Origin of the sequence: Flavobacterium sp. 90 (genome assembly GCF_004339525.1) — a bacterium.
Classification (GTDB): domain Bacteria; phylum Bacteroidota; class Bacteroidia; order Flavobacteriales; family Flavobacteriaceae; genus Flavobacterium.
In genome coordinates this window covers 5,426,835-5,452,014 of the sequence record NZ_SMGE01000001.1, presented here as the reverse complement: position 1 = coordinate 5,452,014, position 25,180 = coordinate 5,426,835, and the positions used below count along the sequence as shown (strand labels likewise).

General features: G+C 32.3%; 20 protein-coding genes. 6 read left to right on the top strand and 14 right to left on the bottom strand.

Going from position 1 to position 25,180, the window contains the following annotated elements:
* Positions 1 to 73: 73 nt before the first annotated feature.
* From rpsA to C8C83_RS21985, 10 genes are all read right to left on the bottom strand, one after another.
* Entirely contained in the window at positions 74 to 1,852 is a 1,779-nt protein-coding gene (rpsA, locus tag C8C83_RS22030) for a 30S ribosomal protein S1 (protein WP_089354646.1), read from the bottom strand.
* Positions 1,853 to 2,241: 389 nt separating this feature from the next.
* Positions 2,242 to 3,483 carry a hypothetical protein gene (locus C8C83_RS22025; RefSeq protein WP_121330704.1) on the bottom strand — a complete coding sequence of 414 codons (1,242 nt, stop codon included), beginning with the start codon at positions 3,481 to 3,483 and terminating at the stop codon, positions 2,242 to 2,244.
* A 156-nt stretch (positions 3,484 to 3,639) separates the two neighbouring features.
* The gene (locus C8C83_RS22020) at positions 3,640 to 3,882 is read right to left on the bottom strand and encodes a hypothetical protein (RefSeq protein WP_121330703.1); all 243 of its coding nucleotides are present in this window, start codon (positions 3,880 to 3,882) and stop codon (positions 3,640 to 3,642) included.
* A 71-nt stretch (positions 3,883 to 3,953) separates the two neighbouring features.
* The gene (locus C8C83_RS22015; protein ID WP_121330702.1) at positions 3,954 to 5,330 is read right to left on the bottom strand and encodes a nucleoside permease; all 1,377 of its coding nucleotides are present in this window, start codon (positions 5,328 to 5,330) and stop codon (positions 3,954 to 3,956) included.
* 68 nt (positions 5,331 to 5,398) lie between these two features.
* On the bottom strand, positions 5,399 to 6,091 hold the full coding sequence (cmk, locus tag C8C83_RS22010; protein WP_121330701.1) for a (d)CMP kinase: 693 nt from the start codon (positions 6,089 to 6,091) through the stop codon (positions 5,399 to 5,401).
* A 47-nt stretch (positions 6,092 to 6,138) separates the two neighbouring features.
* A complete protein-coding gene (locus tag C8C83_RS22005) occupies positions 6,139 to 6,741 on the bottom strand; it encodes a murein L,D-transpeptidase catalytic domain-containing protein (protein ID WP_121330700.1) in 603 nt (200 codons plus the stop codon).
* 124 nt (positions 6,742 to 6,865) lie between these two features.
* Positions 6,866 to 7,468: a murein L,D-transpeptidase catalytic domain-containing protein gene (locus tag C8C83_RS22000; protein ID WP_121330699.1), complete on the bottom strand. Its 603-nt coding sequence runs from the start codon at positions 7,466 to 7,468 to the stop codon at positions 6,866 to 6,868.
* A 4-nt stretch (positions 7,469 to 7,472) separates the two neighbouring features.
* Positions 7,473 to 8,492, bottom strand: coding sequence for a type IX secretion system protein PorQ (porQ, locus tag C8C83_RS21995; RefSeq protein ID WP_121330698.1), 1,020 nt, complete (start codon positions 8,490 to 8,492; stop codon positions 7,473 to 7,475).
* 255 nt (positions 8,493 to 8,747) lie between these two features.
* The gene (lon, locus tag C8C83_RS21990; RefSeq protein ID WP_121330697.1) at positions 8,748 to 11,201 is read right to left on the bottom strand and encodes an endopeptidase La; all 2,454 of its coding nucleotides are present in this window, start codon (positions 11,199 to 11,201) and stop codon (positions 8,748 to 8,750) included.
* A gap of 263 nt (positions 11,202 to 11,464) precedes the next feature.
* On the bottom strand, positions 11,465 to 12,157 hold the full coding sequence (locus C8C83_RS21985) for a hypothetical protein (RefSeq protein ID WP_121330696.1): 693 nt from the start codon (positions 12,155 to 12,157) through the stop codon (positions 11,465 to 11,467).
* Between the two features lie 170 nt (positions 12,158 to 12,327).
* On the opposite strand from C8C83_RS21985, the gene C8C83_RS21980 reads away from it, so the two are divergent.
* Genes C8C83_RS21980 through C8C83_RS21955 form a run of 6 tightly spaced genes read left to right on the top strand, consistent with a single transcriptional unit; the run spans position 12,328 to position 18,260 of the window.
* A complete protein-coding gene (locus C8C83_RS21980; protein ID WP_121330695.1) occupies positions 12,328 to 12,882 on the top strand; it encodes an RNA polymerase sigma factor in 555 nt (184 codons plus the stop codon).
* A complete protein-coding gene (locus tag C8C83_RS21975; protein ID WP_121330694.1) occupies positions 12,879 to 13,412 on the top strand; it encodes an anti-sigma factor in 534 nt (177 codons plus the stop codon). Before C8C83_RS21980 ends, C8C83_RS21975 begins: the two co-directional genes overlap by 4 nt.
* On the top strand, positions 13,396 to 14,454 hold the full coding sequence (locus tag C8C83_RS21970) for a hypothetical protein (protein ID WP_132011907.1): 1,059 nt from the start codon (positions 13,396 to 13,398) through the stop codon (positions 14,452 to 14,454). Before C8C83_RS21975 ends, C8C83_RS21970 begins: the two co-directional genes overlap by 17 nt.
* Before the next feature lie 19 nt (positions 14,455 to 14,473).
* On the top strand, positions 14,474 to 15,199 hold the full coding sequence (locus C8C83_RS21965; protein ID WP_121330693.1) for a head GIN domain-containing protein: 726 nt from the start codon (positions 14,474 to 14,476) through the stop codon (positions 15,197 to 15,199).
* 60 nt (positions 15,200 to 15,259) lie between these two features.
* A complete protein-coding gene (locus C8C83_RS21960) occupies positions 15,260 to 16,372 on the top strand; it encodes a serine hydrolase domain-containing protein (RefSeq protein ID WP_121330692.1) in 1,113 nt (370 codons plus the stop codon).
* 52 nt (positions 16,373 to 16,424) lie between these two features.
* Positions 16,425 to 18,260 carry a serine hydrolase gene (locus C8C83_RS21955; protein WP_121330691.1) on the top strand — a complete coding sequence of 612 codons (1,836 nt, stop codon included), beginning with the start codon at positions 16,425 to 16,427 and terminating at the stop codon, positions 18,258 to 18,260.
* Between the two features lie 20 nt (positions 18,261 to 18,280).
* On the opposite strand, the gene C8C83_RS21950 is transcribed toward C8C83_RS21955, so the two are convergent.
* From C8C83_RS21950 to glgB, 4 genes are all read right to left on the bottom strand, one after another.
* Positions 18,281 to 19,600, bottom strand: a complete 1,320-nt coding sequence (locus C8C83_RS21950) for an MFS transporter (protein ID WP_121330690.1) — start codon at positions 19,598 to 19,600, stop codon at positions 18,281 to 18,283.
* Positions 19,601 to 19,777: 177 nt separating this feature from the next.
* Entirely contained in the window at positions 19,778 to 20,587 is an 810-nt protein-coding gene (locus tag C8C83_RS21945) for a M48 family metallopeptidase (protein ID WP_121330689.1), read from the bottom strand.
* Positions 20,588 to 20,672: 85 nt separating this feature from the next.
* Entirely contained in the window at positions 20,673 to 23,072 is a 2,400-nt protein-coding gene (locus C8C83_RS21940; RefSeq protein ID WP_121330688.1) for a glycoside hydrolase family 31 protein, read from the bottom strand.
* 200 nt (positions 23,073 to 23,272) lie between these two features.
* Positions 23,273 to 25,177 carry a 1,4-alpha-glucan branching protein GlgB gene (gene glgB, locus C8C83_RS21935; RefSeq protein WP_121330687.1) on the bottom strand — a complete coding sequence of 635 codons (1,905 nt, stop codon included), beginning with the start codon at positions 25,175 to 25,177 and terminating at the stop codon, positions 23,273 to 23,275.
* Positions 25,178 to 25,180: the final 3 nt, after the last annotated feature.

Sequence of the window (25,180 nt, the reverse complement as noted above, 5' to 3'; positions counted from 1 at the left end):
CTTAAAACAAAAACTATAGCGCAAAAAAAAGTCCCACATTACTGTGGGACTTTCTATTTAGAGGAAACTAAGATTATTTTTTCTCAGTTTTTTCCATTTTAGCTTTTAATGCAGCTAATACATCATTGTTATCTCCTAAAGTTGCAGCTGGTGCATTTGTAGATGAAGCAGATGAAGTATTTTCAGTTGCAGCTTTCACGTTTTTCTCTTCTTCTTCACGGAAGATAGCAGTGTGAGAAGCAACTACTCTTTTGAATTCTTTGTTGAATTCGATTACTTTGAAATCAGCAGTATCACCTTTTTTCAATTTCTTTCCGTCTTCTTTTTCAAGGTGACGAGTAGGAATGAAAGCAACGATATCATCTCCGAATTCTACAGTAGCTCCTTTGTCAACAATTTCAGAAATTTCACCATTGTGGATAGTTCCTACAGCGAAAGAATCTTCGTATTGATCCCAAGGATTAGCAGTAGTTTGTTTGTGACCTAAAGATAATTTACGTCCTTCAACATCTAATTCTAATACAACTACATCAAGTTTTTCACCAACATTTACAAATTCAGATGGGTGTTTGATTTTCTTAGTCCAAGAAAGGTCAGAAATGTAGATTAATCCATCAATTCCTTCTTCTAATTCTACGAAAATACCAAAGTTTGTAAAGTTTCTAACGATACCTGTATGTTTAGAACCTACTGGGTATTTAGATGTAATATCAGTCCATGGATCTTGAGTCAATTGTTTGATACCTAATGACATTTTACGGTCATCTCTATCTAAAGTTAAGATAACAGCTTCAACAACATCTCCAACTTTTACGAAATCCTGAGCAGAACGTAAATGAGTTGACCATGACATTTCAGAAACGTGGATTAAACCTTCAACACCTTCAGCAACTTCAATAAATGCACCGTAATCAGCGATTACAACTACTTTACCTTTTACTTTATCACCAATAGTTAAATTAGCATCTAAAGCATCCCATGGGTGAGCGTTTAATTGTTTCAATCCTAATTGAATTCTTGTTTTCTCATCATCGAAATCAAGGATTACAACGTTTAATTTTTGGTCTAATTCAAGAACTTCACTTGGGTGGTTGATTCTACTCCAAGAAAGGTCAGTAATGTGAATTAATCCATCAACACCACCTAAGTCAATAAACACACCATAAGAAGTAATGTTTTTAACAACACCTTCTAATACTTGTCCTTTTTGTAATTGACCGATGATTTCTTTTTTCTGTACTTCAATATCAGCCTCGATAAGAGCTTTGTGAGATACAACAACGTTTTTGAATTCGTGGTTAATTTTTACCACTTTGAATTCCATCATTTTGTTTACGTATACATCGTAGTCTCTAATTGGCTTAACGTCAATTTGAGATCCTGGTAAGAAAGCTTCAATTCCGAAAACGTCAACGATCATACCACCTTTAGTTCTGCATTTTACAAAACCATTAACGATTTCTCCTGTTTCGTTTGCAGAAATAACTCTATCCCATGATTTAATAGTACGTGCTTTTCTGTGAGATAATACTAATTGACCTGTTTTGTCCTCACGGATGTCGATTAATACTTCTACTTTGTCACCTACTTTTAAATTTGGGTTGTAACGGAACTCGTTTAAAGAAATAACACCTTCAGATTTAGCATTGATATCAACGATAACGTCTCTATCTGTAATTCTAACAACAACTCCTTCAACTACTTCTTCTTGATCTGTAGCGATGAAAGTTTTAGATACTAGTTCTTCAAACTCTTGTAAGTTTTTCTCATCAACTGCATCAATTCCTTCTTGGAAATTATGCCAGTTAAAATTTGCTAAAAACTCTTCTTGTGATTTTAATTGTTCAGACATGCTGATAAAAAATTTGTATTCTGTTTTTCTTGAGTTTCTCAAAGCGATAGAAAAAACAGAAGTTGTTTTACATAAATAGTTGATCCCTAATGGAAACTCTTCTCTGCCAAAAGGTTTGCAAAATTAATACATTTATTTGTAATAGCAAAACAATTCTAAATGATTATCAGTCATTTGTTCAGAAGCAGATCTTGTAGGATTTTTCAAGAGCTTCATTCCCGCTTTCGCCTATATCTTTTTCCGTCTAAAAAGCCGGAAAAAGGATAACAACTCTATCGGGGCTAAATTAGATCTTTTTAGTTTTTTAAGCATCTCATTACAACAAACCTAACAGGTTTTAAAAACCTATTAGGTTTACTACTCGCGGCTATCTTTGTGTGATTAAAAAACTAATCCAAACTAAGCTCAAACAACTTTGGATTTTCAAACTTACTTTCGTCCAATTGAAAATTCTTATCATAAAATTCCCAAGGAGAATTAGCGAAGAAATATATTTTATTTTTAACTAACGTTGCCAAAGTAGGTTCATTAAAAACTTGTCTATTATTATCCAGAATCGTAAAATCAATTATTTTAGTTTGAGATTCGTTCAGCTTGTAACGCACGATTCTTATTGGTACTACTCCATTCTGAATTGCTATTAATGAATTATTATAAAAAACCAATCCGTCAATTCCTTTTTTAGAAGCATCGATCGGGAATTCAATCCAATTTTCTTTTTGGTTTTTTATATCTATCACTAAAATTCCTTTTAAATAATCAGCAATAAAAAACTTAGATTCGTCCTTATTAAAAGTAATTCCTTGCAGGTTAAAAGCTTCTCTCCGAAGATCTTTCCATAAAATCAAACACTCATTTTCTATTTTATAAATTATCGATTCAGCACTATCCGAAATGTAAACATCATTGTTTTTAGTTACTACAAGATCGCCAAAAACATGATTTCCCTCAATTGTATAACGTTTTACCAGTTTTCTCGTTGTAATATCAATTTTCAGAATCTCGCTTTTTCCTTCTAATTCTTTCGAAAAACCCTTCATTTCAGGAATTGCTGAACAAGTTATCCATAAAAACTTCTCTTTATAATCTGCTTTTATTGCAAACACCGAATACAAACAATCTGTAAACCAATCAGAGCAATTGCCTTTTTCATCAAAAGAGATTACTTTTTTATTTCGAATACTTGATGACAGCCAAAGTTTGTGTTTCTCTAGATAAAGCAAGCCTTCAGGATGTAAATCTTTTTCAGACAGACTAACTTTCTCTTTTGAGCTTTCTATTATTTTAGATTGAGAAACTTTCAGTTCTAACAAATCCTTATAACCTTTTTCGTTTTTAATAGATTCAAAATCTGAATCGCCTTCGAAATCTACAGTGTTATTTGCCAGAACAACAGTTTTCAAAACCTTTAAAGATTCCTCTTTTTTACCATTTAATGAATATGCCGAAGCTAAATTATAAGTAAACGTTGGATGCATTGGACGAATGCTATCTAATTCTTTTGCCAATTTCAAAAACAAAGCATAATCTTTGCTTTTATAAGCTTCAACACTTTGGCTGTATAAAACCTTAGTTTGAGCAAAACTAAAAGTTCCAAATAATAGCAACACAAATAGTTTAATTTTCTGCATCGTATTGTTTTAAAAATGATGAATAAAGTTATTGCTTTTTATTTAAATAGAAGCCTTTAAAAAACAACAAACCCGACAGGTTTTAAAAACCTGTCGGGTTTACTGTGCGCGTTCTACCTTTTTCAAAGTTTTAAACTTTGACAAAGGTTTGCATCATTATGCTTTTTTCCAAAATTGATTAAATTCTTCCTCTGTTATAAAATCAGATTCTTCTAAATCTAGTTCAGAAAGCTTTTGATCATACAACATAGATTCTTCTTTTATTGGTTCTTCTAAAGTCAGACATATTTTCTCTTCAGATTTAACTTCAATTTGCCTTACTGCTTCATCATCTTGAAAATGAATATAGAACAATACATCTTCTTCATCCCAATACTTTTTAACAAACACTTCTATCATTATATATCATTTATTAAAAGAAAATCCCCATTTCTAATTGCTAAAAAAGGGGATTCTATATAATTTTATTTTTAATGACTTAAATTCTCAATCTCTTTTGGATCATGTTTATGTTTAAACAAAACAGCAAAAGCAATTGCAATAACCAAAGCATAAGCTGCGAATGATAACCAGATTGTGTGCCAGTCTTTCATCAAAATTGGATTGGTAAAAATTCCGTCTGTAGAAATTGTATTTCCCTGACCTTTTACAAAATCTAACATTTTAGAGTTTGTGGCGTCAGTTTGTAAAAATCCTGCTAATTCAGTTGTATTGTGAAATGATTTTGTAAAGAAACGATCAATTGCCCAACCTGAAGTCAAACTTCCTAAAACGGCTCCTACTCCATTTGTCATCATCATAAACAAACCTTGAGCAGATGAACGAATTTTAGAATCTGTATTACTTTCTACGAATAAAGAACCTGAAATATTAAAGAAGTCAAATGCCATTCCGTAAACGATACAAGACATAATAATCATCCATAATCCTCCAACCGGATCTCCAAAAGCAAATAATCCAAAACGTAATACCCAAGCCAACATACTAATCAACATTACTTGTTTGATTCCAAAACGTCTTAAGAAAAACGGAATTGCCAAGATAAACAAGGTCTCAGAAACCTGAGAAATCGACATAATAATAGTTGAATATTGAATTACGAATGAATCCGCATATTTTGGAAAATGCTTGAATTCATCTAAAAACACATCTCCATAAGCATTTGTCAATTGCAAAGCGCCTCCTAAAAACATAGAAAACACAAAAAACAAAGCCATTTTATAATTTCCGAATAATTTAAAAGCTTCTAATCCTAACGTTTCCGTCAATGAAGCATCTTCTTTAGTCAAACGTTGTGGTTCACATTTTGGTAATGTAAAAGCATAAATCCCAAGAATCAAAGCACCAATTCCAGCAATATAAAACTGATATTCAGTTGCTTTACTTCCACTTAAATTAGTAATCCACATTGCGGCAATAAAACCAATAGTTCCCCAAACACGAATTGGCGGAAAATCTTTTACAATGTTTTTATTGTTTAATTTCAGTGAAGTGTACGAAATTGAATTACTTAATGCAATTGTTGGCATATAGCAACACATTGCGGCAAACATTACGTAAATAAAGTTATCAGGAGTTGTTACATGTGCAATGCTAAACAAAACTACTGCATATATTATATGTAGAAAACCATATAATTTTTCAGCATTTATCCATCTGTCAGCTATGATTCCTGTTAATGTAGGCATGAATAAAGAGGCAATTCCCATGGTTCCGAAGACAAGACCAAACTGAGTTCCTTCCCAATTTTTAGTACCAAACCAATAATTTCCAATTGTTATAAGCCACGCTCCCCAAACAAAAAATTGAAGAAAGCTCATTATAATCAACCTGTTTTTAATTCCCATATGATGAAATTGTCTTTTAGTAAAAATGAAGCGGTAAAACTACCATTAAAAATGATATCTACAAAAAATTAAACAGTTTTAACAACATCATTTACTAATTCTAAAACAGCCGAAAATTGTTCTTCTCTATTAAGGTAAGAATTATCTATTTCTATAGCATCATCTGCAATCACTAAAGGAGAATCTTCACGGTGTGTATCTATATGATCTCTCTCTACAACATTTTTCAAAACATCTTCATAAGATACATTATCGCCTTTTTCTTGTAATTCATCAAAACGTCTTTGTGCGCGCGTTTCTGCACTGGCAGTCATGAAAATTTTAAGTTCGGCATCTGGAAAAACTACAGTTCCTATATCTCTTCCATCCATAACAATACCTTTGTTTTTTCCCATTTCTTGTTGTTGTTCTACCAATTTAGAACGCACTTCTGAAACTTCGGCTACTTTACTTACGAAATTAGAAACCTCAATAGTTCTAATTGGTTTTTCGACATTTTCACCATTCAAATACATTTCAGCAAAACCAAGATCAGCATTAAACTTAAATTCTAATTGAATATTTGGAAGTGAATCTAGTAAGCTTTTTTTATCAAAAAAATCTGCTTTAATAAGTTCATTCTGCATTGCGAAATAGGTAACAGCGCGGTACATTGCTCCGGTATCTACATAAACATATTCTAACTCTTTTGCTAATTGTTTTGCCAAAGTGCTCTTTCCTGTTGATGAGAATCCATCAATTGCAATGGTAATTTTTTTCAATTTTTTATTTTTTAAATTTTAATTTCTTTAGTGCTTTAATTTTGATTTTAATAATAAATACTCATCAGAATATCTGATTCAGAGCTATCTATTATTTTTGCTATTCTGTCAAAATATTTTTTATTAACCATAGGGCAGCCGTAGCTGTTGCAAATATAACCATCTTTCTCTTTATACGGAACATCAAAGTAGTAATGAAAAACAATATCCCGCTTAAATGCATTACTATTTGTTTTGTCCAATCCGTATAGTTTATAAGCCTTCCCGAATTTTCCGTTATAATGATTTCCTATAGCATATTTCCCTAATGACGTACTCAGTGAATTTGGAATATTACTAAATCTTAGTTTTCCTTTTAAACCGGTTTCAGATCCTGAACCATGAGCAACTAAACCTCTGTCTATAATTTTATTTTCTTTTAAATCATAAACAAAAAAGCGATTCTTACCCGAAGGAATTTTCATATCAATAAAAAACGCAATTCTATTATTATATTTCGAATTACTCTTTATTACTTTCTTGACTTCATTAATTTGCGTTATATCAATTTTCTTTTCAGTTAATAAAATAACTTTTTCGTCTTTCCAGAGAATTTTAAATCCGATGAAAAACAACAGCGCAACAAAAAAAGCGAAAAAAAACTTCTTCATACTAAACTATTTGTTTGACGAACTGAAATTTAAATGTGGAAAAATATAATTTCAAAAAAAATGCTGTTGAAAAAATTAACAACAGCAAAAGCTTGATTATAATAAGATTGTATGAAATGTTATTTTAGTAATAAATATCTAAGATGATATTCGACTTAGAACTATCAATTATTTTTTCGATTCGTTTGAAGAATTGCTCATTTACCATTGGACAGCCATGACTATTACTAATATAATAATCTTGCTCTTCATAAGGAACCGCTGAATAATAATGTAGCACTATCGCTCTTTTTAAAGCATTATTGTTTGTTTCGTCTAAACCTTCTAGCTTATATGATTTCCCGAAACATCCTTTATAACATTTTTCGATAGAATATCTGCCCAAAGCTGTGCAGTTTGAGTTTGGTGTATTGCTAAATCTTAAACTTCCTTTTACTCCGGTTTCAGATCCTGAACCGTGTGCCACAAGACCCTGGTCGATTATTTTATTATTTACTAAGTCGTAAACAAAAAAACGATTCTTTCCAGATGGTATTCTCATGTCCACAAAAAAAGCGATTTTAGTATTGTATTTGGGATCAATACTCATCATGTTTCTTATCTCGCTAACTCTTGTATTAATCCTCTCTATTTCCACAGTGGTAATAGAAGTTTCTTCTTTGTAGTAGTGTTTTGAACCCGTAAAAAAACCTACTGTCATAAACAAAAACAAACTAAATATTTTCATATAACTATTGAAAATTTAAAATTAGACCAAAAAGACTCGTATTTGCTGCCAATGTATATCTGGAATATGAATAATTAAATTTTAATTTATTCATCTTTAAACCAAACCCTAATGAAACTCCTGAGAAATTGCGTTGATCCGCCACTCTTAGTTCTTCTCCTCTTCTAAAATTATATCCTAAACGCAAATTAAATGCCCTTTTGGGGAATAGCTCCACGCCGAAAACAACGTGTCGCAAAACATTATTTACAAACGAAACCTTCTCTTCATTTGTTGATCCATCAATGTTGGTTTCTCCGCGAACGGGATTCGAAAAAGAAATATTCCATTGCTGCAAATTTTCTAACGAAAGATGCCAACGAATTGGAACGTGCTCTAATTCCTGAGAAACTCCTGCAATGATTTCAAATGGTAAATTTTCTTGTATACCAGAATATGTTGTAAACTGTCTACCAATATTACGAAATACCAATGCCAAATTTACATCATTTTTTTCAATTTGATACATAATTCCCACATCAATTGCGCCGCCAATTGAATTATAACTTTCTAAAGTTGAAGTTATTAACTTAGCTGTAGCGCCAATATGCAAATCTGTAAAAGGAACATTATATGCGTATCCCAGTGATAGCGCGCCTTCGCTTCCTGAAAAACTGGATGTTGCCTGACCGTTTTCGTCATATCCTTCAAATGAACCATAGTTTACATAACTCATTCCGGCATAAAATGTCTGAACATGTCTATCGTAAGTATAAGCGTACGAAGCAGTTCCGTAAGATGCTTCTCCGTAGTAACTTCCATAATTCATTGCCAAATGGTTATCCATATCTTCATTTAAAGCTGCCGGATTAGACATTACCTGATTCACATCTTCATCGTATATTGTAATCGTTTCACCTCCCAATGCAGCTTGTCGTGGTGAAGTCGTTAAATTTAAAAACTGATAAGTATATCGACCACCAATTTGCCCGTAAGAAACCGAACAAACTAAACTAAAAAAAAGTAAAACAAATCGTTTTAACATGCTTTTGGGGCGAATCCTATGTGTGAATAACGCAAATGCGAAGATAAAATTATATAACGTATAAAATAAAATTAATTATAAATTAAATTCCAATTAAAAAATCCAAATTTCAAAACCAAAATTTATTAAATAAGAGCTTGAAATCATTAAAGTTTCCTAATAAATATTGGACATAATAAAAAAATCCAAACTCCAAAACTGAGTTATCAGCCTGGAATTTGGAATTTAAAAATATTGGAATTTAACTTTAAAATTTTATTTTAAAGTTTTGGCATTTTTTACATTTTGATCTGTTAAAGCAAGTGCTAAAACTTCACTCATTTCTTTTACGTAATGAAAACTCAAACCTTCTAAGTATTCAGCTTTTATTTCGTCAATATCACTTTTGTTTTCATGACATAAAATGATTTCTTTAATGCCTGCTCTTTTTGCTGCTAAGATTTTCTCTTTGATACCACCAACTGGTAATACTTTACCTCGAAGCGTAATTTCTCCAGTCATTGCTAAACTTTTCTTCACTTTCTTTTGTGTTAACAAAGAAACTAAAGACGTCAACATTGCAATACCGGCACTTGGTCCATCTTTTGGCGTTGCTCCTTCCGGAACGTGCAAGTGAATATTATATTTTTGGAAAAGCTCAACACTTAAACCTAATTTCTTAGCATTGGCCTTAATATATTCTAATGCAATTGTTGCTGATTCTTTCATTACAGTACCTAAATTTCCTGTAATACTTAATGAACCTTTTCCTTCGGAAATTAAAGATTCAATAAACAAAATATCACCACCAACACTTGTCCAGGCAAGACCTGTAACAACTCCTGCAATATCATTATTCTCGTATTTGTCACGCTCTAATCTTGGAACTCCTAAAACGGTTACAATATCTTCGTCGGTTACTTTTTTATTGTATTCCTCTTCCATTGCAACTGCTTTTGCAGCGTTACGAATTACCTGAGCGATTTTTGTTTCTAAGTTACGAACACCGGATTCACGTGTATAACCTTCTACGATTTTCTCCAATTGTTTTTTACCAATTGTCAGATCTTTAGTCGTCAATCCATGTGCTTCTAATTGTTTTGGAAAAAGGTGTCTTTTTGCAATTTCAACTTTCTCTTCAATTGTATAACCTGACATTTTGATTACTTCCATTCTGTCACGCAACGCTGGCTGAATAGCTGCCATATTGTTCGAAGTCGCGATAAACATAACTTTTGATAAATCATATCCCATTTCAAGGAAATTATCATAAAAAGCGCTGTTTTGCTCCGGATCTAAAACTTCTAATAAAGCAGAAGATGGATCACCACTATTTCCGTTTGACAACTTGTCAATTTCGTCCAGAATAAAAACAGGATTTGAAGTTCCGGCTTTTTTCAAACTCTGAATAATACGTCCCGGCATTGCACCAATATAAGTTTTTCTATGTCCTCGAATCTCAGCTTCATCACGTAAACCTCCTAACGAAATACGCACGTATTCGCGACCAAGAGCTTCTGCAACTGAACGTCCAATAGATGTTTTACCAACTCCCGGAGGTCCTGTCAAACATATAATTGGCGATTTCATATCGTTACGAAGTTTCAATACTGCCAAATGTTCAATCATTCTTTTCTTTACTTCTTCAAGTCCAAAATGATCTTTATCTAATATTTTCTGAGCATGTTTTAAATCGAATTTGTCTTTAGAATATTCGCCCCAAGGCAATTCTAAAAACAACTCTAAATAGTTACGCTGAATTCCAAAATCAGGAGATTGTGGATTCATACGACGCATTTTTGACAATTCTTTTTCGAAATGTTTCTGCGTCTTTTCGTCCCATTTTTTGGTTTTTGCCTTCAATCCCATTTCGTCCATTTCTTCCTCTTGCGAAACGCCTCCCAGTTCTTCCTGAATGGTTTTCATTTGCTGATGTAAGAAATATTCACGTTGCTGCTGGTCTAAATCAAAACGGACTTTTGACTGAATGTCATTCTTCAATTCTAATTTCTGCAATTCAACGTTCATATAACGTAAGGTTTCAAGCGCTCTGTCTTTTAATCCGTTGATAGACAATAAACCTTGTTTTTCTTTTACGGATAAATTCATATTAGAAGAAACAAAATTGATCAAAAACGACTGGCTTTCAATGTTTTTAATCGCAAAAGTAGCTTCTGATGGAATATTTGGACTTTCTTTAATAATTTGAATTGCCAACTCTTTTACAGAATCCAAAATAGCTGTAAACTCCGTATCATCTTCTTCCGGACGTTCTTCAGCAACCTCTTTTATCGTTGCAGTAATATAAGGTTCTTCTGAAACTACTTCGTCAATTTCAAAACGTTTTTTTCCTTGTAAAATAACCGTAACATTTCCGTCAGGCATTTTCAAAACGCGCAAAATTCTCGCTACAGTTCCTATTTTATGAATATCGTCTTTTGATGGATCTTCGTCTTCTTCATTGATTTGAGAAACTACACCAATGATTTTTCCACCGGCATTAGCATCATTAATTAGCTTAATCGATTTATCTCTTCCTGCCGAAATTGGAATTACAACTCCTGGAAAAAGAACGGTATTACGCAAAGGTAAAATTGGTAACGAAAGCGGAAGCTCCTCGTTATTCATTTCTTCTTCGTCCTCTGGAGTTAATAATGGAATTAATTCGGCTTCTGAATCAAATTCTTGAAGTGACAGATTGTCAATAGTAAGTATTTTATGGTTTGACATAATAATATATAAGTCGTTTTGTCATTAAAAGTTTAATCCTAACTGCAAATTTATCCAAACGCTATGTAGTTTTTAGTACAACTTCATTAAGTGTTTGATTTACATGATAGGCAGTAAAAATAGACAATCATTATGCCAAAACCAAAAAAGAAAGTTTTGAAATGTCAGTTTTTAGTATTTTAAGTTCTCAAACAAGATAAATTATAAAGCATAAAAAAACCCGAAAGTTATTTCGGGTTTTAAAATCTTAATTTGGAATATTCTTAATTTATTTTGTAAGAAGCTAGTTCTGAAGCTGTATCATTATAATTAAACTTAATAACCCCTACACCTTTAGCAATCCAATATTCTGCTTCGGTAGAACCGGCACTCTGTCCTTCTAATGATGTTTCAAGTTTTAGTTTAAATCTAATAACATCTTTATGAGTAACATTTTTCACAACAGTAGTTATGCCTTTTTCTAAAATTGTACCTGTGTATTTTGTTGTTGTTTTAATAGTTCCCAGACCAGTATATGTGGTTTCTTGTGTATAAGTTCCTGTCCAATTTTTATTTACATCTAAATAATCTTTAAAGAAGATAAATTCATACCCGCTTATTTTTCCAGAAAAACCGTTTGCGCTAATATTAATCTCATCTAGTTTGATAAAGTAATCTCCCTGCACTTTTTTAATCGATGCTGAAGCTGAACCTGCAACTTCACTCGAAGAGGATATAAATAACTTATCGAATTTAAAATAAGTATCGTTGTTTGCTTTTTGTGAGCTGACAATTTTCATTGAAGTTTCGACTCCATCTTGGTTGAAAACCCATTGATTGCCAACTGCTGTCGGCCAATAATCTCCTTGAGAATTTTCTGATCCAGAATCATCGCTCCCGGAATCGCTTGAACACGATGTAAATAAAGTTGTTGAAACAAATAATGTGATTAACATTAGGCTTTTTAGTTTTTTCATAGTTTTAGATTTGTTAATGGTATATTGTAAGTAAATTTCTAACCAAAAATAAACCGATCATTTTATTTTTCCTTACGGCTTTACGTAAACGAAAAAAAATAAAAAAATTTTATAAAAAGTGTAACAAACCAAAAAAAGCAAAGTCATTATAAAAAACTAGCAATCAAAACTTGAACATAACCAATCAAAATATCGAAGAATTAATCGCTCTTTGTAAAGAAAACAATCAAAAGGCTCAATTCGAAGTTTACAATCGTTACTGTAAAGCTATGTATAACGTGGCTTACCGTATTGTGAAGGACGAACATTTTGCACAAGACGTCATGCAAGAAGGCTTTTTGAAAGCGTTTACAAAAATCAATGACTACAAGCAGGAAGTCGCTTTTGGAGCGTGGCTAAAAAAGATAATCATCAATTATAGTATTGATTTTTATAAAAAGAATAACGCGTTTCAAGTCGAGGATTTGAGTAAAACACTTTATAAAATAGAAGAAAATGACAGTTTCTTTTCTGAAAATATAGATTTGAATTCACTTAAAGTGAAACAGGTTTTGGACACCATTTTATCATTAAAAGATAATTACAGAATGGTTTTGACGCTATTTTATATTGAAGGTTATGATCAGGAAGAAATTTGCGAAATTTTGAATATTAGTTATGCCAATTGTCGAACAACATTAAGCAGAGCTAAAGAGAATTTACGAAAAAAATTAGAGGAAATATGAAAAAGGAAAATGACAATTTAGATCAATTATTTAACAAATTTGAAAATCAATGGGATATTCAGGAAATGAATTCTGACCATCAGGTTGATTTCTTAAACAAATTAAATAAAAAGCAATCCAAAAGGAAATATTGGTTTGTAACAGCTGTTGCGGCTTCAATTGTATTGATGTTAGGAATATCTGTTTTTTATAAAAATAACAAACCAAAAGAATTCAAATTTGCGTCTAATGAAACCAAACGAACTGATTCTATTTTCAGCATTTTGATCGATAATGAACTTGTTAAATTAAAAGAGAAAAACTCACCGGAAAATGAGCAAATCATTAATGATGCGCTTAAGCAAATGAAAGTTTTTGATGCCGATTATGCAAAAATCATAAAAGAGCTTCAGAAAAATGGCGAGAACAAACAAATTATTTACGCCATGATTAGCAATCTGCAAACACGAATCTCTTTTTTACAAACAGTTTTAAAACGAATTGAAGAAAACGAAAATCTAAAAAACACATCTGATGAAAAAACATTATAACTTACTTATTCTATTCATTTTAATACCTATACTAGGTTTTTCTAATGATGATAATTACATCTCAAAACAAAAAAGTATCAAAAAAACCTATATCGTAAATTCGAATGCAGGAATTGATATTACCAATAAATACGGAAACATCACGGTATCAACCTGGGATGAAGATAAAATTGATCTTGATATTACGATAAAAGTAACCGGTGGAAATGAAAACTGGGTTAACGAAAAACTAAACAGTATTGATGTTGATATTACTGCCTTAAAATCATTGGTTACTGCGGTTACAAATATTGGAAGCTCTTCGTTTAAAAGTAAAGGAAGCAGCAACAGTTTCGAAATTAATTATGTGATAAAAATCCCAAAAAACGGTTCTGTAAAGCTCGAAAACAGGTACGGAAATATTACAACTCTAAATCTGGAATCTACAACTGATATTTCATGTAAGTACGGCAAAATAAATCTGGGGAGATTAAATGGTTCTAGCAATAATATTCATATCGAATATTGTCAAAATTCAAATATTGATTACATCAAAAATTCAAATATTGAAGCACGTTATTCAAATTTAAAAATTAACGAATCCGGAAATATAAATCTGGATGCCAATTATAGTGATTTGACTGTAGGAGATAGTCAGAATATTAAATATGATTGCAATTATGGAACTATAAAATTCCAAAAAGTGAACTCTTTTCAGGGATCTGGAAATTATCTGACAATTGGGATTTCTGAACTTTCAAGCAATCTGACTTCAGATATTACTTATAGTAAACTGAGTGTTGGTATTATAAATGACAAAGGCGGCAATGTCAATATTAGCTCTGGTTATTCTGATGTTTCATTGGGATATAGCTCAAACTATCCTTTTGATTTTGATATAGTAACAAAATATGGAAGCATCAAAACAGGCGATGATTTAGAAATTTCAGTAAGTGAAAGTAAAAGCAGTACTAAAAACATAAACGGTTATCATAAAAGAAAAGGTCAAAATAAAATTCAAGTAACATCGAATTATGGAAACGTATCATTAATCAAAAAATAATAATTTAAAATTTAAAACAATGAAAAAAGTAGTACATCTTATAGTTTTTGGAGCATTTTTAGTTGGTTTTATGGCAAATGCGCAATCAAACAAAATAAACGGAAATGGTAAAGTTGTCACCGAAACCAGAACTACAGCTGAATACGATGGTATAAAAATATCAGGCTTTTATGATGTTGATTTAGTGGCAGGAAAAGAAGGTAAAATCATCATCAAAGGAGAAGAGAATATTCTTGCAGCTATTGTTGTTGAAGTTGAAGATAATACGCTTAAAATCCACAATAAAAGCAATACGAACTTACGTCCAAGTATGGGTAAAAAAGTTCAGTTGACAATTCCGTTTGATAAAATTTCAGAATTAGCTTTGGCAGGTTCGGGAGATATTCAGACTAAAAATCCAATTAAAAATGATAAGTTTTTGGCAAAATTATCTGGTTCAGGAAACTTTAATTTAGCTGTAGATTCAAATTCTTTAGAACTTAATTTAAGCGGTTCCGGAAACGTACGCTTAAAAGGAACGGCTGATAATTTTACTACAAAACTTTCGGGATCCGGAGATATCGATGCTGCTGATTTAAAATCTAAAAATGTAGACGTAAATGTTTCGGGATCGGGAAATAGTCGTGTTAACTGCAATCAAAGTTTAACAGCAAGAGTTTCTGGTTCAGGCGATATTAAATACAGTGGAAATCCAGAAAAACGTGACGTAAAAGTATCCGGTTCAGGAAATATTTCAAAAGCATAATGTTGATTAAAGCTCAATAATAAAAGAATTTTGAACGATCATCAAATCAAACATAAAAAAATGAACAGAATCAAACTGCTTTTATTATTGAGCTTTAATTTTACAATTTTCAGCCAGCAAAAACAAAACAACTTTACAGAAAAAGAAGCTTTTGCAGCAATTACAAAAACAGCTACAACTTTATTAAAGGATTCAAAAGCACATTCGGTTTCAATTGCTGTTGTAAAAGATGGAAAATCTTATATCAGGCATTTTGGCGAAATTAATAAGAAAAAAGGAAACAAGGCCCACAATAACACTTTATTCGAAATTGCATCTGTAACTAAAATTTTTACAGGAACCTTAATGGCGAATGCTGTTCTTGAAGGGAAAATCAATCTGAATGACGATATTAGAAAATATCTAAACGAACCTTTTTCTAATTTAGAATATAACGGAAATCCAATCAGAATTAAAGATTTGCTGACGCATAGAACCGGTATATTAACTCCTTTTCCAGACACCAAAGAAATTCGTCAAAAATATAGCCCTGATAGTTTTTTAGTTCACAAAAACAGGCTTGATAAATCGTACACTAAAAGTGATTTTTTTAATGCTTTGCGAAAAGTAAAAGTTGACACATTGCCAGGAACAACCTTTAAATATGGTGCGCTTGGACCTGAATTATGCGCTCATGTTTTAGAAAATGTTTATAAAAAGAATTTCGAAGATCAATTACATCAAGTGATTTTTGATAAGTTGAAAATGAATTCAACAAAAATTAAGCTTATTAAAAATGATATAGTTGCAAATGGTTACAATGAAAGTGAATTATTGATGACACCTCTTTCAAGCAATCTTTGGGGCGCTTCAAAAATGCTTAAGTCAACTATTAGTGATTTGACAAAATTCATCAAATTTGAATTAGATCAAAATAACAAAATAGTATTAGAATCGCATCAAAAAATTGCATCAAATCCTGATATGGGCTATTTTTGGGAAATTCAAACTGACGCTGACGGTAATACTGTTTATGCAAAAGATGGTGGCTCAAATGGAACACAAAACATCTTGAAAATATTCCCTGAGTCTAATTTTGGTTTTGTAATTATCATGAACCAAAGTGATAAAAATTCAGGAACTTATCTCGAATCTGCAGTAAATAATTTATTGAATGAATTAAAGCAGAAATAATAACTGAAAGTTCTGCTTCGGCAAAAACAACAATCTAAAAAATAAAAATCAGATGAGACGGACAATAATGATTATCCTTCTGGCGCTTTCTTGTGCCCTGTCTTTTGCGCAAAAAAAGCAAGATTCAATTAATATTAAAGTTTTTGAAGACCTTAAAAAAAGTACTTCGGAGATGATGCTAAAATACAACCTTAAAGGTTTAAGTGTTGCTGTATTTGAAAATTACAAAATTATATGGACAAATCAATGGGGAATAAAAGCTTCTGATTCTAAGGAAAAAATCGATGAAAACACAGCATTTTCGACCGCTTCAATTTCAAAACCAATAACGGCTATTGTTTGTGCGATGCTTGAAGAAAAAGGTTTAATAAATCTCGATGATCCAATTGAGAATTATCTTGAAAGATGGAAACTTCCGGAAAGCACTTTTAGTAAAGATACAAAAGTAACCTGGAAACAACTTTTATCTCACACCGCAGGAACAAGTCAAGGCGGTTTTGAGGATTATTATACAGGTGATTCTATACCAACTATTGTAGAAAGTTTGCAAGGAAAATTACTTCCAAGATCAAAAAAGCCAATTGAATTTCTCTTTAAACCGGGAACAAACTGGGAATATAGTGGTGGCGGTTATGTAATTATTCAATGTGCACTTGAAGATCATTTTAAAAAGCCGTTAGCACAAATCGTAAAAGAAACTCTTCTTGATCCTTTGCAATTGCAAAACTCAACAATGTTACAACCCAACGAAAAAGGTTTCTTAACCAATATTGCAAAAGTTCATAATAGCAAAGGCGAAATCATTAGAACCGGAATACCAATAACTCCGCAAGTTGCGCCATCAGGTTTGTGGTCTACTCCTACTGATTTAGCGTTCATTGCAATCGAAATGCAAAAAGCATTATCAGGAAAAGGAAACAAAATAATTTCTACAAATGTCGCTAGAAAAGTAACTGATATTGTGACTATGAATGGTCCTCGTGCTTGGAGTTATGGCTGGCAAAGAAGTTTAGGTTACGGAAATCTGGAGTGGTTCTCGCATGACGGATCAAACACCGGAACCGGAGGCGATTTATTGGCTACAATGACAAATGGCAACGGAATTGCAATTTTAGCAAATGGAGACAAACCAAATCGTTTGCCTGTAATGTGTTATATGGATAATGAAATTATCACTAAACTTCATTGGATTAAACCAATTAATACTAGCGATAATAAACAAATCCCTAAAGAATTAAAAGAAGCGATAAAAGGCTATTATAATGAAGTACTTTATGGTTATAACAGATTAGGCGTTACCAAAATCTTTGAAGAAAACAATCATTTATATCTTAATTCTCCTTATTTAAAAGATAATTTTAATGCCGAGAAAAACGAAATGTATTATATAGGTAATAATTCTTTTAAAGTTGAAAATTATCCCAATATCATTCGGTTTAACCTAAATAAAGACGAACTAAAAGGGTTAACTATTTCCCGACCAAATGATACATCAAAAGAATTAGTACTTACGCTAGATCAAATACGAACGCCACAAACGCAATTGATTGAAATCTTTAGCGAAAATACTTTTGAAATAGCAGAAAAGAAGTTCAAACAATTGAGATTAAAATACCCAGATTACAATTTTGAAGAAAGTCTTAATAATTTAGGGTATAGTTACTTTAATAAAAAACAAACTGATCTTTCACTTCAAATTTTCAAGCTTAATTGTTTAGAATATCCAAAATCAGCTAATGCTTATGATAGTTTGGGTGAAATTTATGAAGCTATTGGAAAGCTGGAACTTGCAAAACAAAACTATCAAAAATCATTAGATTTAAATCCTAAAAATGAAAATGCTGCGCAAATGATTTCAAAAATCGATGCACAGCAAAAATCAAAATAATTTATTATAAGGTACTTTTTTTAAAGTGCCTTTTTATGTACTCGTCTTAATAAGAAAATTGCTGTAACAAAGAAAACTCCCAAAATTACAATTGCTGCACGAGGACTTCCGGTAATCTGATCGATAATACCATAAACACACATCCCGATTACGATTCCGATTTTTTCTGCTACATCATAAAAACTAAAAAACGAAGCTGTATCTTCCGTTTCCGGCAATAATTTTGAATACGTAGAACGTGATAAAGCCTGGATTCCGCCCATTACAAATCCTGCAACTGTTGCCATAACATAAAAATGCATTGGTAAAGTTATAAAGAAAGCCAAAGCACAAAATACTGCCCAAATAGCATTAATGACAATTAAGGTTGGGACATTTCCAAATTTAGCAGAAGCTCTAGAAGTTAAAACAGCTCCTATAACGGCTACTAATTGTATAATCAAAATACAAATAATTAATCCAATAGTACCTTCTTCTTTTGATGACCATTGAATTTCCTGTGCTCCAAAATAAGTTGCTACCAACATTACAGTTTGTACAGCCATACTTGAAACAAAGAATCCGCCCAAATATCTCTTTAACGGAATATTTTCTTTCAACAATGACCAAACTTTCTTAAGCTCTTTAAAACCATTAAAAACTACAGATTTTGTCAATTTTTCACCAGTTTCTTTACTTCCTTTTGGTAAATAATAATACGTATACTGGCTAAATAATATCCACCAAACTCCAACCATTATAAAAGAATAACGCATTGCTTTCATCGCAGCTTCACCATCTGTTCCTGTGATTCCAAAAAGTTTTGGTTTCATAATCATTGCCAGATTAATGATCAGTAAAATTACACTTCCAATGTAACCTAATGAGTATCCTTTGGCACTAATTCTGTCTTGTTGTTCTTCAAATGCGATATCAGGTAAATATGAATTATAAAAAACCAAACTTCCCCAATATCCAATTAATCCAAAGAAATAAAATGCTAATCCAATATAGATATCTCCAAGATCAAACCAATATAATCCCATACAAGATAAAGCACCCAAGTAACAGAAAAACTTCATAAAGGACTTTTTATTCCCAACATAATCAGCAATTCCGGATAATAATGGCGAAATAAAAGAAACCACTAAAAATGCAAAAGCAGTAGTAAAACTAATTAAAGCTGAGTTTTTAAGATGCATGCCGAAAACATCAATATAATGGTCACGGTCAGAGAATAAAGCTTCATAAAAAATAGGAAATACTGCAGAAGCAATTGTCAAGGTATAAACTGAATTTGCCCAATCATAAAATGCCCAGGCATTTAATAATTTTTTATCTCCTTTTTGTAGGTTTTTCATAGAAATGGTTTTGTTAATGCGCTACGAATTTATCTAATTTTTATCATAAACAGGTAGATTTTAAAAAATTCCTGTATTAATAAATCATGAACAATCCAGAAATCAGCGCGTATTATATCACAATAAAAAAGCTACTCTAAAACTAGAATAGCTTTTTTATTTATCAAATGATTATCTTTATTTTATAATGCCAACTTTAATCGCTGTCGCTCTTGCTTCTGGTATTAATGCTTTTAAATTTGCAATTCTTGTCGCATCAGATGGGTGCGTACTCATAAATTCCGGTGTTCCTGCAGCTCCTGAATTAGCTGACATTCTAGTCCAAAATGCAATTGCATCATCTGGATTATAACCAGCTATTGCCATTAATGTTAAACCAATTTTATCAGCTTCACTTTCGTTGCTTCTGCTAAACGGAAGCATTACTCCTACTTGCGTTCCCATTCCATAAGCTTGCGAAAATATTTCTTTAGTTTGTGCAGTCTTATTACTTGTAGCAGCATCCAAAACAGCACCTCCTATTGATTGCAATTGTGCAGCACTCATTCTTTGTGCTCCGTGATTTGCCAATGCGTGCGAAACTTCATGTCCCATAACCGTCGCTAATCCTGATTCGTTTTGAGTTACAGGTAAAATTCCCGAGTAAACAACAATTTTTCCTCCTGGAAGACACCATGCATTTACTTCTTTGTTGTCGACTAGTTTATACTCCCAACGATAATCTTTTAAATACTGAGACTGACCTAAATAATTTAGATATTTTTCGGCGGCAGATTTAATTTTTGATCCAACCAAGTCAACTCTTTTTGCATCAGCAGTTCCGGTAATGACTTTGTTTTCAGTTAAAAAAGTACTGTATTGTTGAAATGATGTTGGAAATAGTTCGCTATTAGAAACAAAGTTTAAATTTTGTTTTCCCGTAATTGGATTGGTTGCACATCCGACTAAAACGACTGCAAATAGGCCTATTATTAAATGTTTTTTCATGATTTTGATATTTTACAACACACAAAAATACAATTATTATTAATTTCCAATTTATATAATTTTCATAAAATTTATCAGAATTTACTTATTCTCCAATAATATGTAATTCAGTAAACTCTTTATCAACAATTAAGAAGTTATTTTCATCAAAAGCAATTTTATCAAACACGACATTTTCATTGTCAATTTCGATTTCGGTAACTTTAAACGGCAATCCAATCAAATTAATTTTATACTTGGTATAAGGTGTATCGTATTTTCCTTCTTTATGAAGCTGAACAATTAGTTCTTTTTCTTTTCCTACTGTAGTGAAAGATAAAAAGCTATATCGCCCTTTTTTATAATCGTAACCATCCTGAGCATCTTCATAAACTACAGACTTCTCTTTTCCGTTTTTAAAGTATAAATCAAGAACCAATTCATCAAATTCAAGTTCACCAACATATTGCTGCACCGGATATTTTGGAATAATCGCGCCTGCTTTTACAAACACGGGAATCTCATCAAATTTAGTATCAACCCAAACTTCTCTTCCTCCATTCGAAAACTCATTTGTCCAATAGTTATACCACTCACCTCTTGGAATATACATACGTCTACCTACAGCATTAGGTTCAAGGATTGGACAAACTAAAATCTGGTTTCCAAAGATGAATTCGTCATTACGATAATGCGTTTGTGTATCATCCTGATCATAATAAACTAAAGGTTTCAGCATTGGAATTCCTTCTTCAATATATTGCCAGAACATGGTATATAAATAAGGTAATAACTGGTAGCGCAAACTCACAAATTTTCGGGTAATATTGATCACTTCTTCATCAAAAGCCCAAGGTTCCTGATTTCCATGATCTCCGGAAGAATGTGTTCTACAAAACGGGTGAAAAACACCTAACTGAATCCAACGTGCATATAATTCTCCGGTTGGTTGTTCAGCAAAGCCTCCAATATCAGAACCTGTGAATCCCATCCCTGAAATACACATTCTTTGTACCTGAATATTGGCAATCCATAAATGTTCCCAAGTTGCCACATTATCTCCTGTCCATGACGATGTATAACGTTGAGCTCCGGAATAAGCAGATCTTGTGATTACGAAAGGACGTTTAGGATATGCAAATCGCTTCACGCCATGATAAGTTGCGCGTGCCATTTGTGTTCCGTAAATATTGTGCGCTTTTCTATGACTGCAAGGATTTCCGTCGTAAACGTGACGAACATCCATTGGGAAAGTTTTATTTGGAACCTCCATAACGGCAGGTTCATTCATGTCATTCCAAACTCCTTTTACACCAATATCTGAAATTAATTCTTTAAATAATCCAGCCCACCATTCTCTAACAACGGGATTTGTATAATCAGGAAAATTACACTCACCTGGCCAAACTTTTCCTTTCATATATGGTCCATCAGCTCTTTTACAGAAATAATCTTTTTCTAAAGCTTCTTTATAAACCCAATAATCTTTGTCAATTTTAATTCCCGGATCGATGATTACTACAGTTTTAAAACCGTCTTCGGCTAATTCTGCAACCATTCTTTTTGGATCAGGAAAATATTCTTTATTCCAGGTAAAACATCGAAATCCTTCCATGTAATCAATATCCAAATAAATGGCATCACACGGAATTTTTAGTTCTCGAAATTTCGAAGTAATCTCTTTTACTTTACTTTCCGGATAATAACTCCATTTACATTGATGATAACCCAAAACCCAAAGTGGCGGAAGTTCCGGTTTACCAGTTAAATCAGTATATGTAGTGACCACATCTTGCATTTGTGGCCCGTAAATAAAGTAATAATTCATCTCGCCACCTTCTGCCCAAAAGCTGGTAACATTTCTTCTTTCCTGACAAAAATCAAAGAAAGTTCTAAAAGTATTGTCAAAGAAAATTCCGTAAGATTGCTTGTTATGCAACCCGATATAAAACGGAACTACCTTATATAATGGATCTTGCTCTTTTTGATAAGCATATTGATCTGTGGCAAAATTTTCTAATCTTTTACCTTTTAAATTCATTTGAGTTGCTTTGTCACCAAGCCCGTAAAAACATTCACCGTCTTTTGACGATTTACTCATTTTTACAATATTTCCACCATATTCATAGCTTTCTTCCCAGTGAAAACCAAGTTCATCTTCCAGAATCAAAAGATCATTTAAATCATAAATAGACAAACGAAGATCTGATTTTTGAATTTTGCATTTGACCTTACTTGTTCTAATCTGAAAATAAGTTTCTTCTTCTTTAAGTTCTAAAAAATTATAACCGTGAAGCTGCGTTTTATCTATTGCATACGAAAAATCGTTGCTAAAATACCCTTTTGTAGTAAAACGAAATCGAATTAAACTGTCTCTAAGAATAGTAACTTTTAAGATTACTTTGTTATCTGTATGAAAAAAGATTGAATCGCCTTCATGTTGAAATGAGACAATTTTTGATGGATATAAATCGCCTTTGTATTCTAATGATGTATTTGTAATCATATCGCTAATGAGTTAATTGTAGAACGCTAATCTTTATTTCAAACATACAAAAAAACTAGATAAACCTCTATGAATAAAAGGTTTATTCACGAAAACGTTTTTTCTGAACGAGTACTAAATAACGGTTCAAAAAATCACCAATTCTACAATTTAAAAACTCTAAACTGATAAAATGATATTCTAAAAATATAATTGATGTTTTATACAAACGAATAAACTGTAACACTCAAAGGCGGTAAAATTAATTCAACAGAAAAATCTCTGCCATCATAAGGCGTAGCGTCTATTTTTATTGTTTTGGAATTTCCAATGCCGCTTCCTCCGTAAACTGTCGCGTCACTATTAAAGATTTCTTCCAGTTTTCCTTTCTGCGAAATTCCTATTCTGTAGTTTTCTCGTACGACTTGCGTGAAATTACAAACTACAACTAGATTTTCATCTGAATTATTTCCTTTTCGAATATAAGATAGAACCGCATTTTGATGATCTGAGTAATTAATCCATTCAAAACCTTCACCGGTAAATTGTTTTTCATACAATGCAGGACGCGATTTATATAAGTGATTTAAATCTGTAATTACATTTTTTATTCCTGCATGAAAATCATACTGAAGTAAATGCCAATCTAAACTTTTTTCAAAATTCCATTCATCACTTTGTCCAAATTCAGATCCCATAAACAATAGTTTAGTTCCCGGATGCGTGAACATATAACCGTAGAGTAATCTTAAATTGGCAAATTTCTGCCATTCGTCTCCCGGCATTTTATTGGCAATAGATTTCTTTCCGTAAACCACTTCGTCATGAGAAAATGGCAACATAAAATTCTCCGTAAAAGCATATGTCATCGAAAAAGTCAAATCATTCTGATGGTATTTTCTATAAACAGTTTCCTTCTGAAAATATTTCAAAGTATCGTGCATCCAGCCCATCATCCATTTCATTCCAAAACCTAAACCGCCTGTAAACGTAGGTCTTGAAACCATGGAAAAAGAAGTGCTTTCTTCAGCGATAGTTTGAACTCCATTAAAATTAGCATAAATTACTTCATTGAATTCTTTAAGAAAACTTATCGTTTCAAGATTCTCTCTTCCGCCATAAATATTAGGTTCCCATTCGCCATCATTACGGGAATAATCAAGATACAACATCGAAGCAACAGCATCGACTCTCAAACCATCAGCATGATATTGTTGAAGCCAAAAAACAGCATTACTAATTAAGAAAGCTCGAACTTCATTTCGCCCATAATTAAAAACCAAACTTTTCCAATCCGGATGATACCCTTTTCTACGATCCGGATGTTCATACAAATGAGATCCGTCAAAGAAACCTAAACCATGTGCATCATCAGGAAAATGTGATGGAACCCAGTCTAAAATAACGCCAATTCCAGCCTGATGTAATTTGTCAACCAAAACCATAAAATCCTGCGGTTTCCCAAAACGAGAAGTCGGTGCAAAATATCCAGTTAATTGATAACCCCACGACGGATCATAAGGATATTCCATAATTGGCATGAATTCCACGTGTGTAAAACCCGTTTCCTTAACATATTTTACTAAATCATCGGCAAGTTCCAGATATGTCAAAAAACGATTATTTTCGGCACGTTTCCACGATCCAAGATGCACTTCATAAACTGAATATGGTTTATCAAGAGCATTGTTTTCCTGACGGGATTGCATCCAATTTTCGTCTTTCCAGTTATAATCCAAATCCCATACAACAGAAGCTGTATGAGGTGGTTTCTCACAATACAAAGCAAATGGATCAGCCTTTTCGGTTATGATTCCATTTATATTCGATTGAATTTTATATTTATAAAGTGCTCCTTTTGTAATATACGGAATAAATCCTTCCCATATTCCAGAAGAATCCCAGCGTACTTGCAATAAATGTTCACCCTGAGTCCAATAATTAAAATCACCAACAACCGAAACAGATTGAGCAGTTGGAGCCCAAACCGCAAAATAAACACCTTTTACTCCGTTAACTTCAATTAAATGCGCTCCTAATTTTTCGTATAATTTGAAGTGTTTTCCGGCTTTGAATAAATCAATATCAAAATCAGTAAATAGAGAATGCGTGATAACTTTATTCATATT